Source organism: Nocardia heshunensis, from assembly GCF_054782115.1.
On the sequence record NZ_BAAGTC010000025.1, the window covers coordinates 89,518 to 105,918 of the forward strand.

The following is a 16,401-nucleotide window of genomic DNA, read 5'->3' on the forward strand; positions in this document are numbered from 1 at the left end:
TGTGAACTCGTGGCCTGGCGGCGGTATCCTCGTGCCTTGAGGGCGGGTTCTTCTGATTACAGAAGAACCCGCTCATCGCCACTTCAGGGCCAGTTCAGCAAGGGTTTCCGTACCGTTCGCGGGCCGCGTGGCCGCTTTTCGCATTCCGGAGAAAATCCGACATTTCACCCAGTTCAGTTGCCGGATGGGGCTTTCGGCGGCGCAGCTACCGGAGCTTGTCCGCTTTCGCCGGACTTGCCCGAATCCCCGTTGGGTCCGGTGCCCCAGCCCGGCAACGGCACGCCCGGCAGCAACTGCTCGAGCTTTGCCAACTGGTCCGCGACGGCGGTGGCCGGACCCTCCACCAAGGAGAAGGGGAACGGCCAGCGATGCTGTGCGGACACCCGGTTCAGCTCGCTGCGGAGTTCGGCCGTCGTGGCCTCCAGATCGCTGATCTCGGTGCGTAATTCGTCGATCTTGGTGAGGGCGGCCGCCAGGCCGTCCACGACGGTCAGGTGGTGGCCCTGTGCGTCGGTGCCCAGTTGCGGCCAGCCGCTGAGGCCGGGGCCGCGCAGCTGGGTCTGGATATCGCGCAGCACTTCGTCCTGTTCGGGTGTCAAGTCCGGTTCCTCCGTGTTCACATCCCATTGACCGAAATCTGCCCGGTCGGTTTGGTTCACATCGCAGGGCACGCCGTCGACCGTCACCTGTTCGCCGGTCTGGAACAACGCGATCCGAGGATCCACATTGCCGCCCGACCAGGCCACCGTCTGCCACGCCCAGGTCGCGGTCCCGGCGTCCAGGGCCCGGCTCACCGGCCAATAGCCGCCGTAGAGACCGACATTCGCGCGGCCCAGCACATCGGCGGCCCCGTTGAGGTAGTCGTTGATCGGCACCTGCTGCTGCGGGGTGGCGTCGAAGTCGGCGGAGAAGTAGATCGGCCGATCCGCCCGCCCGCCGCAGCGCAGCACCTGCGCCAGCGCCGAATGCGCGTCCGTCACGCCCGCGCCGTAGCCGTCGAGCATGCGTGCGGCCGTGGTCTCCCAGTTCGAGACGATCGAAATACCGTGTGCGCGCAGATCGTCCGCTTCGGCGGGAGTGAGAAGTTTGCCCGGCAGCGTGGGCCCGCCATCGGACAGATACCGGACGACGAAGTCGTACCCGGCCGCGCGAATGGCACTGGGAGCGGGCCGACCTGCGGCGTAGTCCAGCCCGAAACGCATGCCACCCACTGTAATTCGCCCGACACGCCAGGTGTGAGCCATTTCGAAAGTCCGAACGGGGACACCGCCGAACGCCCGCGACCACCTTGGCGGAGTGGTTGACTGGGGCTACTTGTGAGCTGCGTCACGAATAGTTCAGAAACGGAGATGTGGGATGCCTGTACGCAATGAGGCTTGGCCGCCCGGTACGCCGTGTTGGGTCGACTGCCAGGTCGATGATCCGGTCAAGGCCGGTGAGTTCTACGGAGAGTTGTTCGGGTGGGATATGCAAGGGGGAGGGGAGGACTCCGGCGGCTATCTCATGGCACTACGGGACGGGCAGGCCGTGGCGGGCATCGGACCCAAGCCGGAGGACGGGGTGCCGTCGGTGTGGACCACGTATTTCGCTGTGGCAGACGCGGACAAGAGCGCCGAGCAGGTCACGGCGGCCGGTGGCACGCTGCTGGTCCCGGCCTTCGACGTGATGGAGTTCGGCCGCATGTTCGTGGCCGCCGACGCCTCGGGCGCACCCTTCGCGGTGTGGGAGGCGCGCGCACACGACGGTGCCGCCGTGTACAACGAGCACGGCTCCTACGTCTGGAACGATCTGCACACCGGCGATCTGGATGCCGCCAAGCGCTTCTACGGTGAGGTGTTCGGGTTCACCTTCACCGAATTCGATGACGAGAACATGCGATACGCCACCTTCACCCCGCCGGGCGGCGGCGAGGCGGTGGGCGGCATCAACGATGACAGCGTGAACGGCGTGGCCGCCGCCCAGCCGTACTGGCTGGCCTGGTTTCAGTTCCAGGACATCGATTCCGGGCTGACCCGTGCGGTCGAGTTGGGCGCGACCGTACTGATGTCCGCGACCGACGGCCCGTTCGGGCGGATGGCCATCATGGCCGCGCCCCAGGGCGAACTGTTCGGTCTGCTCGACCCCACGACGTCCGTGGCTGTCGCCGACTGAGAGTCAGCGTCGGCCGTTGTAGGCCGCGGCCTGCTGCGAGGCCGCCTGCAGCGAGGTGCTGTGCAGTGTCGGGGCGACCGGCGGTTCGGGGGGCGCGCTCGGCGCCCGCGTCTCCCGGCGGTCCGGCGCGACCAGGATGGCGGTGATCGGAATCGCCAGCGACAGCGTGCCGACGATGAAGAACGGCACGAAGAAGTTGAACAGCACGTTCCCCTGCGGCTGTGCCCGGGTCGGATCCAGATGCACCTGCAGCCCGGTCAGCCCGGCGTAGTGCATGCCGGTCACCAGAATCGCGTAGACGAGCGCACCGAGGAGCACCAGCGGCACCGACGACACCCACAGGCTGAACCACAGGGTCAGCGCCGAGAGCACGAACGCGATCACGTACACCGCGACCGTGGACACCAGCGACTGGTCCACGCTGCCCTGGATGCGAATCGCGCTCAGCAGCAACTGATGGACGCCGCCGAAGCCCAGGGACATCAGTGCCGCGCCGACCAGCAGCCGCCACCACACCAGTCGTTTGCCGTTGAGCAGCATGGCGATCAGCACCGTGGCCGCCGCGACCACCGAGAACAGCGTGATCGACAGGTTGTCGTAGCGCAGCTGGCTGCCCTTCACGTCGAAGCCCAGCATCGACACGAAGATCGGCATGGCCACGCCGACGCCGCCGATGGAAATGGACGCCACGAACAGCCACACCAGCCGGAACTTCTGTGTCACCGACTTGGTCGACTGGCGAATGCAGGCCAGCCCGCACGCCGCGCCCGCGAAGGACACGATCAGCGCCAGCAGGAGGACCCAGTAGCCCATCGAGAAATAGATCATCCGGTTGTCCCCCTAGCCCCGGGCGGCGTTTTCGCGCTGCGCCGCCATCAGCCTCTCGATCGCGTATTCGGTGACGGCGGCCAATGATCGGCGAACCTCGACCGGATCGCGCGCGTCGATGTCCACGATCGGGACGCCGTCGCGCACGCTCAACGCCTCACGCAGTTCCGCGACCGGGAAGCGGGGCGCGTCCGGGAAACGGTTGACCGCGATCAGGAACGGCAGCGATTTGGCCTCGAAGAAGTCCACGGCCGCGAAGCTGTCCTCGATGCGCCGGGTGTCGACCAGCACCACCGCGCCGATGGCGCCCTTGATGAGGTCGTCCCACATGAACCAGAACCGGCGCTGCCCGGGCGTGCCGAACAGGTACAGCACCAGGTTGCCGGGCAGGATGATGCGCCCGAAATCCATGGCCACCGTGGTGGTTTCCTTGCCCGGCGTGGCGGCGAGGTCGTCGACCCCGTCGGAGTAGCCGGTCACCATGGCCTCGGTGCGCAGCGGCACGATCTCCGAGACCGCGCCCACGAAAGTGGTCTTGCCCGCGCCGAATCCGCCCGCTACGACGATCTTGGTCGAGGCGGTGCGGGCCTCCTCGCCGAGTCGCGGCGGGATCGGGAACTGCCCGGTCGTATACGCCGGAACCTGCCCGGTGGTGTACGCGGGAGCCTGCCCGGTCGTGTACGCGGGGGCCCCGTGCGGGCCGCCCGGGTACCCTCCGCGGTCAAAGGGCGCGGAGTCCATGCAGGGTCCTCTCCATCAAAGATCGCCGCTCGTCGAAGGTCGCCTGATCGCTCAAGGTGGAATGCACGCGCAGGGTTCCGGCAACGACGAGATCACCGATCACGACCCGGATCATGCCCAGCGGACGTCCCAGGTGCGCGGCGATCTCCGCGACCGAGAGCCGCGCGGTGCCGAGTCGCAGGATCTCGGTGCGCACGTCACCGGCGGGCCAATCGAAATGTGCGGTGTAGGACAGCGTTTCGACGACCGCCTCGAGCGGCAGATCCACTGCCGGCTCGGTGCGACCGCTGGTCAGAGCGTAGGGACGAACACGTGTGGTCGGTGGCCGGTTACCGCCACCGCCAAGGGGATTGGTCATGGGCGGCTCATCTAGGAGGCTGTGCGGGCGGTGGCCGAGACCACGGACCCGACCCGGTCGACGAGTAGGGCCATCTCGTAGCCGATGCGGCCGATGTCGTGCTGCTTGTTGGCCAGCACCGCCAGGTGCGAGCCATTGCCGACGCTCATGACCAGCAGGTAGCCGCGCTGCATCTCGACGATCGACTGCATTACCTTGCCGCCCTCGAAAAGCTGTGCGGCACCGGCGGACAGGCTGGCCAGACCGGCGGTCACCGCGGCCAGCTGCTCGCCGCGATCGGACGGCAGGTGCGGGCTGGTGGCCTGGAGCAGACCGTCCGCGGAGACCAGGACGGCGTGCGAGACGCCCGGCACCTCCCGGGTGAAGCGAGTGACCAACCAGTTGAGGTTCTCATCCGTGGTGGTGCTCTGGGTGTCGGTCATGCATACCCTCCGTCGTTGTACTGGGAGTCTGCCCGTCCGGAGCGGACGCCGCTGAGATGCCTGCTCAGGCTGTTGCGGATCTCGTCCGGATTGCGGCCTTCGCCGTCGTCCTCCTGGGCGACGGCGCCGGGCACCAACTGGGCGCCGGGCTGCCGGATCGGCAGCCCGCCCTGGGTGCGACTACTGGTGGTCGGGTTGGCCGCTTCCTCGGCCGCGGCCCAGCCGGCGTCCGAGCTCGACGACCACTCCGCGGCGTCCTGTGCAGCGCGATCCTGTTCCGCGGCGGCCGGTTCCACCAGCCACTCGGAGACCATGCGCTGGAAGATCGGCGTCGGGGCCTCGCCCGCCGGACGCGGGGCGACCGCCGGGGCGGTCGGCTGCGGCGCGGCGGGTGCGGTCTCGGTGCCGCGAATACCGTTGGCGGCGTTGCCGACGGGGGCCGGGCTGTTGTCGAAGGCGACGATCGCACGGGGTGCGGTGCGTTCGACGTCGCTGTTTCGGTCGACGTCACCGTTGCGTTCGATGACACCTCCGCGCTCGGCGGCACCGTTCACGGGAGTCACCGGGCCGACGACATAGCCGTTCTCGGTCGGACGGGCCACGGGGTGCTCGCCGGTGCCGAAGGCGCTGTAGCCGTTGCCGAACGAGCTGCCCGCACTTTCGGCTTCGGCGCTGAAGACGTATCCGGAGCTGTGCCCGCCCGCGGTGATCGGGGTGACCGGTTCGGGCTGCTGCTCGTCCGGCTCGGCGGTCCCGGTCTCACCCCAGAAGTCCAGCTCCGCGGGCGCGGGTGCGGCCTCGGATTCCGGCCGCACTGTCACCGATTCCGGTCGCACTGTCCCGGATTCCGGCCGCAATGCGGGCAGGCCGTAGGCGCGGGCCTCGTCCGGTGCGGTGAACACATCGGTGAAACCGTCGGAGAAGCGATCCTGGGTCTGCTGTTCGCGCCGGGCCAGCACCGGCAGCACCGGCTGTTCCCCGGTGTCCGGGCCCGGCTTGCGCTGCGGCAGGCCGGAACTGGTGGTCGTGAAGCGCCCGGTGGTGGTGGCCGCGGGCTGGGCCGGTTCGGGCGGGTTGGGCACCGGCGTCAGCCGCGGCGGCGTGATCACCGGCTGCGGCGCCGAATTCGGCCCCGCGGGCATGCCGACCGGTGCGAACGGCATCGGCCCCGAACCCATTCCGGCGTTCATCGGGATGGGACCCGAGGCCATCGCGGCCGGGGGCACCGGCAGTGCCGTCGGCACCGCGTACTGCCCGGTCGGGTCGCCGCCGCGTTCCGGCGCGGGCGAGACCAGGCTGCCCGGCAGGTGCACGCTGGCGGTGATGCCCGGCTGCTGCACCATGGCCGAGGTGCGGCGCAGGCTCACGGTGATGTTGTGCCGCTTGGCCAGGCGGCCGACCACGAAAAGACCCATGCGGCGGGCGGTCTCGACATTGACCTCGCCACCGGAGGCCAGGCGGTCGTTGATGCCCTGCAGGTCCTCGGCGTTCATGCCGAGGCCGCGGTCGGTGATCTCGATGAGGTAGCCGCCGTCCACCGCACGCGCCACCGACACCGCCACCGGGGTGGTGGGCGGGGAGTAGCGCAGCGCGTTGTCGATCAGCTCGGCCAGCAGGTGCTCGATGTCGACGGCCGGTTCACCGGCGACGATGCCGTCGGGCACGGTGCCGATCTCGACGCGCTGGTAGTCCTCCACCTGGGAGACCGACGACCACAGCATGTCCGAGAGCGGCACCGGCGCGAGATGGCCACGGCGCAGCGCGGTTCCGGCCAGCACCAGCAGGTTGTCGCCGTTGCGGCGCATGCGGGTGGCGAGGTGGTCGAGGCGGAACAGCGACTGCAGCCGCTCGGAGTCGTCCTCGTCGCGCTCGAGTTCCTCGATCAGGCTCAACTGCTGCTCGACGAGGGATTGGCTACGGCGCGAGAGGGTCTCGAACATGTTGCCGATCTGCAGGCGCAGCCGCGCCTGTTCGGCGGCCAGGTGGAGCGCCTGGGCGTGGATGTCGTCGACGGCTCGGGCCAGCTGCCCGATCTCCTCGGTGGTGTGCACGTCGACCGGGCTGATCTCGGGGGTCGCGCCGCCGGCGCGCACCACCTCGAGTTCCTGCGGCAGGTCGATGTGGGCCACCTGCAGGGCATCTCGCCGCAGGCGCCGGACCGGCACGACCAGCGAGCGGGCCACCACCAGCGCGAGCGCCAGACCGGCCAGCAGCATCCCGATCACGATCGAGGTATCGCGCAGCACGTTGTTGCGGGCCTCGGTGGTGAGCTGGGACAGCTTGCCGTCCATGGAGTTCGCGACGCCGGAGGTTTCCTTGTCGTAGGCGTCGGCGCTGCTGCGCAACGAATCCTGCATGGCGGGCAGGGTTCCGGCGTCGGGCACGTTCTGCATCAGGATGCCGACACGGGTGCCCGCATTGTCCTTGAGCGTGTTGGCGTTCACCGCCGCCTCGGGCGCCAGCCCGCGGTACACCTCGATCATGGTGATCTCGGCACCGATGGCGGTGAGCAGCTTGGTGCGCAGCGCCGGGTTGTTGCCCGCGCCCGGCACCGCGAGCATGACCCGCTCCTGGGTGAGCAGCCGCGCGGCGGTCAGCGCCGCACCGAACTGCAGGAAGGATTGCTGGACCCGGAGGTCACCGACGGTGGGCGCGTTGGTAAGTGCGTTCTGGGCTCGCGTCTGGACCTCGTCGGCCTGATCGCCGATGGTTTGCGGAGAGCTGGTGCGCAGGCTGTTGCGCATCGTCTTGGCGACCGCGACCGAGGTGCCCAGTTCCTTCACCACACCGGGATCGGCGTTGGAGGACTTGAGCACGGTGTCCAATTCGGCCTGCGCCTGATCGAACTTGGTGGTGGCCGCGTCGAGTGCGGGGTCGGAGTCCTCGTTGCCGCCGGTGATGGCGGCGACCGCGAGTTCATTGGTGGCGGTGACGAATTTGACCGACGAGCGCATGACGTCCATCTGTTCGGTCGCCGCGCTCAGTTTCGAAATGGTCTGCAATTCACTGTTGATGCGCAGTACCGCGAAGGTCGCGGCGAGGAGCACCGGGAGCACCAGCACGATGCCGACCTTGCGGGTAACGGGCCAGTTGGACAGGCTGAATTGCCACGACCGGGGTGCTGCTTCCATCCCGCTTCCGTTGCCTCCGCTTTTCACGAGTGACCCCCGGGTACGTATGCGGTTGTACGGCTTTGGGGTCGAACCCACGCAGAACCAACTAGAGGTCTTCTTTTACGGCCTGCAACATACCGCGTGAGCTGCGTAACGGCAATTCGGGCGACTCGCTGGTTTAGTTTCCGAATGCGCCCTTCCCGCAACGTTTTTCGTGCGGATTTGGGTGACACTCCAACCATGTCGGGGCGGCCGTCCGAAAAACCCGCAGGTCACCTGCTCGAGCCGCTCGGCGTGTCGGAGGGGACCTTCTCAGTCACCTCTCAGTCGCTGTGGGCAGACTGGTTGCCATGCGCATTCTGGTAGTCGACGACGATCGCGCGGTGCGGGAATCGCTGCGTCGTTCGCTGACCTTCAACGGGTACACCGTCGACCTCGCGGTCGACGGTCTGGACGCCTTGGAGAAGACCGCCGGTCAGCGACCCGACGCCCTCGTCCTGGACGTCATGATGCCCCGCCTCGACGGCCTCGAGGTGTGCCGTCGCCTCCGCAGCACCGGCGACGATCTGCCGATTCTGGTACTCACCGCACGGGATTCGGTCTCCGAACGCGTTGCCGGACTGGACGCGGGAGCCGACGACTACCTACCCAAGCCCTTTGCGCTCGAGGAACTGCTGGCCCGATTGCGCGCCCTGCTGCGCCGCACCGCCAACGATCCGATCGACCCGGCCTCCGAGGCCATGGGCTTCGCCGACCTGTCGCTGGACCCGGTCACCCGCGAGGTCACCCGCGGCGAACGCCCGATCAGCCTCACCCGCACCGAGTTCTCGCTGCTGGAAATGCTGATGGCCAACCCGCGCCGGGTGCTCACCCGCAGCCGCATCCTCGAAGAGGTCTGGGGCTACGACTTCCCCACCTCCGGCAATGCGCTCGAGGTGTACATCGGCTACCTGCGCCGCAAGACCGAGGCCGACGGCGAAATTCGTCTCATTCACACCGTGCGCGGCGTCGGCTACGTGCTGCGCGAGACCCCGCCGTAGGAGCCGAGCTCGTGGGTAGAACCGTTCCCCGGCGGCCGGTGGTCGCCGGACTCGGGTCCCGTACGGAGACGGCCGAACTGCGGCCGCCCATGCCGTTGACCCGATCGGTGTCACTGCGCTGGCGCGTGACCCTGCTGGCCGCCTCCGTGGTGGCCGTCGCCGTCGCCTTCACCTCCATCGCCGCCTACGCCATGGTGGCGCGTTCGCTGTACGCCGACGTGGATTCGCAACTGCGGGCCCGCGCCTCGGTGATGATCGACAACAACCTCGACAGCCTCGGCTTCCAGTCGCTGGTGTTCGTCGGGCTGTACACCAGCGATGTCGGTGTGGCCCTGGTCTTCCCGGACCAGTCGCAGTACGTGCCGCCGCAGACCACGCTGCCGCCCATCGGCGATCAGGAGCGGGCGGTCGCGACCGGCCAGCTGGGCTCCTCGCTGCGCACCGTCGGCGATCAGCGGGTGCTGGCGCGGCGCACCCACTCCGGGTCCACCCTGGTGGTCTCGCAGCGGCTGCAGCCCACCAAGGAGGTGCTCGACCGGCTGGCGTGGCTGCTGTTCGTGGTCGGCGGCTGCGGGGTCATCGTGGCCGCGGCGGCCGGAACCACCGTGGGCCGCACCGGTTTGCGGCCCATCGCGCGCCTGACCGCGGCCACCGAACGCATCGCCCGCACCGACGACCTCACCCCGATTCCGGTCACCGGCGACGACGAACTCGCCCGGCTCACCGAGAGTTTCAACACCATGCTGCGCGCCCTCGGCGAATCCCGGGAACGGCAGCGGCGACTGGTGGCCGACGCCGGGCATGAGCTGAAGACGCCACTGACGTCTTTGCGCACCAATATGGAACTGCTCATCGCCTCCTCGCGGCCGGGCGCACCCCGCATTCCGGACGAGGACATGGCCGAGCTGCGCTCGGATGTGATGGCCCAGATCGAGGAGTTGTCCACGCTGGTGGGCGATCTGGTCGACCTCGCCCGCGAGGACGCCCCGGAGACCGTCTACGAGCAGATCGACCTCGGTGATGTGGCCGAGCGGGCGCTCGAGCGAGTCCGGCGGCGGCGCACCGGCATCGAATTCGACGCCAAGCTGCGGCCCTGGTTCATCTACGGCGACGAACCGGGACTGGAACGCGCACTGCTCAATGTGCTCGACAACGCCGCCAAGTGGAGTCCCGAGGGCGCGAAGGTGTTCGTCACCATGCGCGAGAGCGGCCGCGGCCTGCTGGAATTCGCGGTCGACGACGCCGGGCCCGGCATCCCGCCCGCCGAACGCGAGCTGGTGTTCGAACGCTTCTACCGCACCACGGCGTCGCGTTCCATGCCCGGTTCGGGCCTGGGCCTGGCCATCGTCAAGCAGGTGGTGACCAAACACGGCGGCACCATCAACATCGATACTTCCGACCGAGGGGGCGCTTTGATCCGTATCGTGCTGCCAGGAGAAGGTGCACCACCGCATTCCGTCGTGGCGGACAACTGAACCCGGAAAGCTCGGCTAAAAGCAAGCACGGTCTCAGTCCACTCTCAGTCGTTCCCGCCAGGCTTGGCGACGAGACTCGAGGAGAAAACGAGAAATGACCGAGGATTCGAACAAGCAGGGCACCGAGCCCGAAGGCAACGCCGCAGGAACCGAGGGCGCTGCTGCCGGGACTGCCCAGCCGAACCCGCCCGCGGGCGATGTGCCCTTCACCGCGCCCGCGGCCCCGGCCGATTCGCCTCGAACCGCCGACGCACCGGAAACCACCGCGTCCGGCCTGCCCAAGCGCGACACCACCGGCGCGGCCACCCCGGACGCCGGTTCCCAGCCCTTCGACGGCTTCTCCGCCCCGCGGCCCCCGGCGGCGCCTGCCGCCCCTGCCGCGCCCGTACCCGGTGCGCCGGGATTCGATGCGGCGCAGTCGTTTTCCGCGGGCGCATCGCACGTGCAGGGCGGCGACCCGGCCACCCAGATCCTGCCCGGCGCGGCGTACGGCGCTGCGGGACAACCGGGTTCGGGTCCGGCGCAGCCCGGTCCGGCATCGCCGGGTCCGGGCTCGCCGCAGGAGCGGGCCTGGGCGCCCGGCGGCGGTCCCGCCTACGGCGCGGCTTTCGGTGGGGCGCAGCCCTATTCGGAGCAGTACGGGGGCGGCAAGCATCCGACGGAGGAGATTCCGGTCGGATCGCCCTACGCGCCTCCCGGGGCGTACGGGCAGGCGTATGCGGCGTCGGGGGCCGGATACGCGACGGGCCAGCACCCGGCCTACGCGACGGGTCAACATCCGACACAGGTCATTCCGGGACCGGGTGGACCGGGGATGCCGCCGGGCGGACCGGGCATGCCGTACGCGGCGGCCCCCGCGCCCAAGCGCTCCGGCAAGGCCGGACTGGTGGCGGGCGCGGTGCTGCTGGCGCTGCTCAGCGGCGGCATCGGCGGCACCGTCGGTGCGGTGCTCGAGCACAACAACAATCACAGCGTGGCGACCAACGCCCTCGATCAGCCGGTCGGCAAGGGCAAGGCCGAGCCCGCGCCGGACGGTTCGGTGCAGGCCGTGGCGCAGAAGGTGCTGCCCAGCGTCGTCATGATCCAGGTGGCGGGCGTGAAGGCCGAGGGCGAGGGGTCCGGCGTGATCCTGTCCACCGACGGCCTGATCCTCACCAACAATCACGTGGTCAGCGGCGCGGGCCAGAACGCCAAGCTGACCGTGGCCTTCAGTGACGGTTCGACCGCCCCGGCCACGGTCGTGGGCGCGGATCCGATCTCGGACATCGCGGTCATCCGGGTGACCGGCAAGGCTGATCTGAAGCCGGTCGACCTGGGTTCGTCCGCCGATCTGGCGGTCGGCCAGGGCGTGGTGGCGATCGGTTCGCCCCTGGGCCTGGCGGGCACCGTCACGAGCGGCATCGTGTCCTCGCTCAACCGGCCGGTCTCCACCAGCGGGGAGCCGGGCTCGCAGGGCACCGTCATCGACGCCATCCAGACCGACGCCGCCATCAACCCGGGCAACTCCGGTGGCGCGCTGGTCGATATGAACGGCAAGCTGATCGGCATCAATACCGCCATCGCCACCATGGGCACCGCGGAGTCCGCGGGCGCGCAGAGTGGTTCCATCGGGCTGGGTTTCGCGATTCCGGTGGACACCGCGCGGCGGGTGGCCGATGAGCTGATCAAGAACGGCAAGGCCACCTACGCCCAGATCGGCATCACCGTGAAGGCGCAGGACGATGTGAACGGTGCGCGCGTCATGGACGTGTCACCGGACGGCCCGGCCGCCAAGGCGGGCATCCCGAAGAACGCGATCATCACCAAGATCGATGACCAGATCGTGGATTCGGGCAACTCACTGATCGCCGGGGTGCGCTCGCACCGGCCGGGCGACAAGGTCAAGGTGACCTACACCGACGACCAGGGTAAGAACCCGAAAACCGTCGAGGTCACCCTCGGCGAAGCAGCTGCGGAGGGCGGCCGATGATGAATCGCACGAACGGCAGAGAACCGGTACCGACGATTCGTGTCACCCCGGACGGGGGTTGGGAGCTGTTGTCGGACAAAGGCACTACGGTGAGCACCATGGAAATCGATGCCGCTGTGGCCGGCCGTGCTCTTGTCGTGGTCGTCGACGATCGAACCGCCCATGGCGGGGTGGATTCGCTGGGTCCGCTGGTCACCGAGCTACTGACCGAGGCCGGGTTCCTGGTGGACGCCTCGATCTCGGTGCAGGCCGACGAGGTGGAGATCCGCAATGCGCTCAATACCGCGGTGATCGGCGGTGTCGATCTGGTGATCTCGGTCGGCGGCACCGGTATGTCGCCGCGCGACGTGACGCCGGAGGCCACCGAAGAGGTGCTCGACCGCGTGCTGCCGGGGATCAGCGAGGCGCTGCGCTCCTCCGGGCTGGCCTCGGGTTCGCTGGACGCGGGCCTGTCGCGTGGGCTGGCCGGGGTGTCGGGCAGCACGCTGGTGGTGAACCTGCCGGGCTCGCGGGCCGCGGTGCGGGATGGCATGGCGACCCTGGGTCCGCTGGCCAGCCGCGTGATCGATGAGTTGTCCGGCCTGTCGGAATGACCGACGCCGATAACCCTGATTCCACGGAGTCGACAGACTCCGGTTCCACCGAGTCGCCCCGTCCGGCCGAGCGCCGGGCGGGGCCTCGTCGTTTGACACCTGCCGAGCGCGCCCGTCTGGCGCGCATCTTCGGCGACGAACTGCCGTCCACGACCACCGACGAGCGCTCTCCCGAGCCCGATTCCGGTGGCACTTCCGATGATTGGCTGCGTTCGCAGGTCCCGCCGCATCACGGCTGAATCACGTTCTTATCCCGGCTGCTGAGAATTTGCCATTGCTCTCACGGCGGGATTTGGCGTGTCCTTAATGATTCTGTTGCCATTTGGTAGCTGTTGTGGCTAAGGTCTCCATCGGGTCAACAAAGCTACGGCTCTATCGGTTTTGTGTTGCGTGCTCGAGCGTTGCTTCCGATAGGAATGCCGAGCCGTAGCGACCTCTTCAGCCCCGGTGGTCGGGGTTGTCCGCATGAAAACTGATGAGGGAACTATGAGCGACAACCGGACTGCCGGTTTGCGGCGCGCCGCCCGTATCGCGGGTGTGGGCGCGGCCGCCTCTGTGGCCTTGGGCTTGATGTCCACCGGCGCCGCCAACGCCGACACCTTCGTACCGTTGCCGGACGGTCACAAGGTCGCCGCGGGCGTCACCATCGATCGAGTCGGCGAGTCCGCCGTCATCTCGCCGTCGCTGTCGGCGAACGGCGCGGGACGCACCGCCTGGCTCTCGGGCAAGGTCATCGCCAATGTCGATACCCCGGACGGCAAGGTCGGCCCGAACAACGGCCCGAAGAACGGCCCCGGTTCGAACAACTCCTCGACCCACGGCACCTCGCAGGTCAACACCGGTTACATCATCGGCTGCCAGGTGAACATCTCCGACAGCGCGATCTCCGCGGGCGTCTCCGGTGGCGTGAGCCTGACCGGCGCCAACGCGGGCGGCTCGATCGGTCTGAACCTCGGCCCCGGCCAGGTCACCTTCGTGCAGGTCAACTCCAAGGACATCCCCAGCTCGGGCACGTACTCCATCGATTACAAGGACGTGCCGGTCGACGTGCAGGGCTGCGCGGGCTACGCCCAGGCGCGCGCCTACACCGTGGTCGAGATCATCGGCGACAACTACTCGAAGACCACCCTCTACGGGCAGCCGTTCAGCCTCGGCTGACGTGTGGTCATTACCCGATTCATTTCTCGCGTAAGCGAATTCGACCCTTGAGGGAAAATCATGAACGTTCGTAAGACGATGGCGCGGGCCGCCGGGATCGGCGCTGTCGCCACCGCCGCCCTGGGCCTGTTCTCGACCGGCGCTGCCAATGCCGACACCTTCATCCCGCTGCCCGGCGGCTCGATGACCCAGACCATGGACGACGGCACCGTCGTGACCATCACCATGACCGGCGAGTCGGCCAACATCAACCCGTCCATGGGCGCCACCCCGCTGCACCGCAACGCCTGGGCCTCCGGCTCCGCGCAGGTGCAGCTGTCGGGCACCAACGGCACCGTCGGCGGCAAGATCGTGCCCGGTTACGTGGTCGGCTGCCAGGTCAACATCTCCGGTGGCGGCGCCAACGGCGGCCCCAGCGTGGGCGCCAACTACGACGGCTCGAGCCCGACCGCCGGCGCCAATGTCGGTGGCAACCTGACCCTGGGCCCCGGTCAGTCGAAGGCCTTCTACCTGCTCGATCAGGAAATGCCGGACGACTACGGCCAGGAAGCGCACTACGTGCGCAACAAGTTCTCGGGCAACTCCGGCTCGGTGACCTGGTCGGACGAGACCATCAACCTGAACGGTTGCGGCGGCTACGCGCAGGCTCGCTCGTTCGTGGCGGTCCAGATCGAGACCGATCACGTCATCACGGCCTACACCCTGTGGGGTCAGCCCTTCAGCCTCGGCTGAGAACCGATCGGCTCTGACTGAGAACCCGTCAGCTCTGGCCTGATCAGTTTCCGCTCAGCGGAATGCCCAAGGGGCCCGGTGCAATAGCACCGGGCCCCTTTTGCTATCCACGACTTTCTCGACATACCTGCGGGTTTGTCTCGATGCGTGACCGATCCTGTTCGCTCACGTCTCAAAGCTCACAGCGGTGATGTAAAGTGCCCTCCGTCGCTACGCGAAAAGAATTTGTTACCAGTAACACAGTGGCAACAATGTGGCGACAAACTCTACCGGGGATTCGCAAGGGTCCCAGGGGATTCGCAAGAGTCCCATTTCAACCTCGGTGGTCGAGGTTGAACCGCTAGAAACCTGATGAGGGGAAGTATGAGCGAGAACCGCACCCACGGTGTGCGCGTCGCGGCCCGTTTTGCGGGCGTCGGCGCGGCCGCGGCCGTGGCCATCGGCCTTTTTTCCACTGGTGCCGCTAACGCTGACACCTTCGTGCCGTTGCCGGACGGCCAGAAGGTGAACCCGGCGGGCACCGTCACAATCACCCGAACCGGAGAGCACGCGATCGTCTCGCCGTCGCTTTCCGCCAACGGCGCGGGTCGCGTCGTGTGGGTCAGCGGCGCCGCGAGCGCCGTCGTCGACACTCCGGACGGCACCACCGGTCCGTGGAACGGCCCGACCAACAGCCCGGGTTCGAACAACTCGTCCACCCACGGCACGTCGATCATCAGCACCGGCTACATCGTCGGCTGCCAGATCAGCATCGGCGAGGACGCGATTTCTGCCGGAATCTCCGGCAACGTCAGCCTGAACAGCGCGGGCGTCGGTGGCTCGCTCGGCGTCAACCTCGGCCCCGGCCAGGTCGCGTTCGTTCAGATCGACTCGAAGGACATCACCAAATCCGGCACCTACTCGGTCGAGTACCGGGACGCGGAGATGCAGATCCAGGGTTGCGCGGGGTACGCCCAGGCGCGTGCTTACACCACCGTCGAGGTCATCGGCAACGACTACTCCAAGACCACCCTCTACGGCCAGCCTTTCAGCATCGGCTGATGTGGTCTTCACCCCGCCAAATCCTTTCTCGCGCAAGCGATTCGAATCTTCGAGGGACAACCAAATGAACATCCGTAAGACCGTGGGTCGGGTGGCCGGTGTAGGAGCCGTCGCTACCGCCGCTCTTGGCCTGTTCGCTCCCGGCGCTGCCAACGCCGACACCTTCATTCCGCTGCCGGGCGGATCGATCACTCAAACCCTTTCCGACGGAACCGTTGTCACGGTGAACCTGGTCGGCGAGTCCGCCAACATCTCCGGTTCGATGGGTGCCACCCCCGTGCACCGCAACGCCTGGGTCTCGGCCTCGGCGCAGGTTTCCATCTCCGGTGACACCTCCGCCACCGGCGGAAAGATCTTCCCCGGCTACGTGGTCGGCTGCCAGGTCACCATCGATGGCGGCAACGTCAACGGTGGCGCCACCGGCGGTGCGAGCTGGGACAACTCGGGTAACGTCACCCCGCAGGCGGGCGCCAACACCGGTGCCAACCTGACCCTCGGCCCCGGCCAGGCCAAGTCGTTCTACATCCTCGATGAGGAAGTGCCGGACGACTACGGCAAGGAAAGCCACAAGACCCGCAACAAGTTCACCGGCAACAGTGGCTCGGTGACCTGGTCCGATGAGACCATCGGTCTGAACGGCTGTGCCGGTTACGCCCAGGCGCGCGCCTTCGTGAGCGTCGAGGTCGAGACCGACAACGTGATCAGCTGGGTCACCCTGTGGGGCCAGCCCTTCAGCCTGGGCTGATCCGCCTGAGCTGAGAAGCTGAAATACCAACGGGC

General features: G+C 68.0%; 16 protein-coding genes. 10 read left to right on the forward strand and 6 right to left on the reverse strand.

Going from position 1 to position 16,401, the window contains the following annotated elements; genetic code table 11:
- Positions 1-173: 173 nt before the first annotated feature.
- A complete protein-coding gene (locus ACYVN4_RS39870) occupies positions 174-1,202 on the reverse strand; it encodes a DUF1906 domain-containing protein (protein ID WP_460728548.1) in 1,029 nt (342 codons plus the stop codon).
- A gap of 154 nt (positions 1,203-1,356) precedes the next feature.
- On the opposite strand from ACYVN4_RS39870, the gene ACYVN4_RS39875 reads away from it, so the two are divergent.
- Positions 1,357-2,151 carry a VOC family protein gene (locus ACYVN4_RS39875; protein WP_460728550.1) on the forward strand — a complete coding sequence of 265 codons (795 nt, stop codon included), beginning with the start codon at positions 1,357-1,359 and terminating at the stop codon, positions 2,149-2,151.
- A 3-nt stretch (positions 2,152-2,154) separates the two neighbouring features.
- Here the strand turns inward: ACYVN4_RS39875 and ACYVN4_RS39880 are convergent, their stop codons facing one another.
- From ACYVN4_RS39880 to ACYVN4_RS39900, 5 genes are read right to left on the reverse strand one after another with little or no spacing between them, the layout of a single operon-like run.
- The gene (locus ACYVN4_RS39880) at positions 2,155-2,979 is read right to left on the reverse strand and encodes an MHYT domain-containing protein (protein WP_460728552.1); all 825 of its coding nucleotides are present in this window, start codon (positions 2,977-2,979) and stop codon (positions 2,155-2,157) included.
- Positions 2,980-2,991: 12 nt separating this feature from the next.
- Positions 2,992-3,720, reverse strand: coding sequence for a GTP-binding protein (locus ACYVN4_RS39885; RefSeq protein WP_460728554.1), 729 nt, complete (start codon positions 3,718-3,720; stop codon positions 2,992-2,994).
- Positions 3,701-4,078: a DUF742 domain-containing protein gene (locus ACYVN4_RS39890; RefSeq protein ID WP_326306162.1), complete on the reverse strand. Its 378-nt coding sequence runs from the start codon at positions 4,076-4,078 to the stop codon at positions 3,701-3,703. Before ACYVN4_RS39890 ends, ACYVN4_RS39885 begins: the two co-directional genes overlap by 20 nt.
- A gap of 11 nt (positions 4,079-4,089) precedes the next feature.
- Positions 4,090-4,500: a roadblock/LC7 domain-containing protein gene (locus ACYVN4_RS39895; RefSeq protein WP_040812791.1), complete on the reverse strand. Its 411-nt coding sequence runs from the start codon at positions 4,498-4,500 to the stop codon at positions 4,090-4,092.
- Entirely contained in the window at positions 4,497-7,631 is a 3,135-nt protein-coding gene (locus tag ACYVN4_RS39900; protein WP_460728556.1) for a sensor histidine kinase, read from the reverse strand. Before ACYVN4_RS39900 ends, ACYVN4_RS39895 begins: the two co-directional genes overlap by 4 nt.
- A 332-nt stretch (positions 7,632-7,963) precedes the next feature.
- Here ACYVN4_RS39900 and ACYVN4_RS39905 point away from each other — a divergent pair, with 332 nt between their 5' ends.
- The 9 genes from ACYVN4_RS39905 (at position 7,964) to ACYVN4_RS39945 (ending at position 16,366) form a co-directional block, all read left to right on the forward strand.
- The gene (locus ACYVN4_RS39905; RefSeq protein ID WP_460728558.1) at positions 7,964-8,653 is read left to right on the forward strand and encodes a response regulator transcription factor; all 690 of its coding nucleotides are present in this window, start codon (positions 7,964-7,966) and stop codon (positions 8,651-8,653) included.
- An 89-nt stretch (positions 8,654-8,742) separates the two neighbouring features.
- A complete protein-coding gene (locus ACYVN4_RS39910; RefSeq protein WP_460728684.1) occupies positions 8,743-10,128 on the forward strand; it encodes an ATP-binding protein in 1,386 nt (461 codons plus the stop codon).
- A 442-nt stretch (positions 10,129-10,570) separates the two neighbouring features.
- Entirely contained in the window at positions 10,571-12,097 is a 1,527-nt protein-coding gene (locus ACYVN4_RS39915; RefSeq protein WP_460728686.1) for a S1C family serine protease, read from the forward strand.
- 98 nt (positions 12,098-12,195) lie between these two features.
- Entirely contained in the window at positions 12,196-12,690 is a 495-nt protein-coding gene (locus tag ACYVN4_RS39920) for a MogA/MoaB family molybdenum cofactor biosynthesis protein (protein WP_460728688.1), read from the forward strand.
- Positions 12,687-12,929 carry a hypothetical protein gene (locus ACYVN4_RS39925; protein ID WP_460728560.1) on the forward strand — a complete coding sequence of 81 codons (243 nt, stop codon included), beginning with the start codon at positions 12,687-12,689 and terminating at the stop codon, positions 12,927-12,929. Before ACYVN4_RS39920 ends, ACYVN4_RS39925 begins: the two co-directional genes overlap by 4 nt.
- Positions 12,930-13,176: 247 nt before the next feature.
- Positions 13,177-13,848 (forward strand): MspA family porin, encoded by a 672-nt coding sequence (locus ACYVN4_RS39930; RefSeq protein ID WP_460728562.1) that lies wholly within the window; start codon positions 13,177-13,179, stop codon positions 13,846-13,848.
- A gap of 60 nt (positions 13,849-13,908) precedes the next feature.
- On the forward strand, positions 13,909-14,580 hold the full coding sequence (locus ACYVN4_RS39935) for an MspA family porin (protein ID WP_379359918.1): 672 nt from the start codon (positions 13,909-13,911) through the stop codon (positions 14,578-14,580).
- Positions 14,581-14,943: 363 nt separating this feature from the next.
- Positions 14,944-15,621, forward strand: a complete 678-nt coding sequence (locus ACYVN4_RS39940) for an MspA family porin (protein WP_460728564.1) — start codon at positions 14,944-14,946, stop codon at positions 15,619-15,621.
- A gap of 64 nt (positions 15,622-15,685) precedes the next feature.
- A complete protein-coding gene (locus ACYVN4_RS39945; protein ID WP_460728566.1) occupies positions 15,686-16,366 on the forward strand; it encodes an MspA family porin in 681 nt (226 codons plus the stop codon).
- The last annotated feature ends 35 nt before the right edge of the window (positions 16,367-16,401 follow it).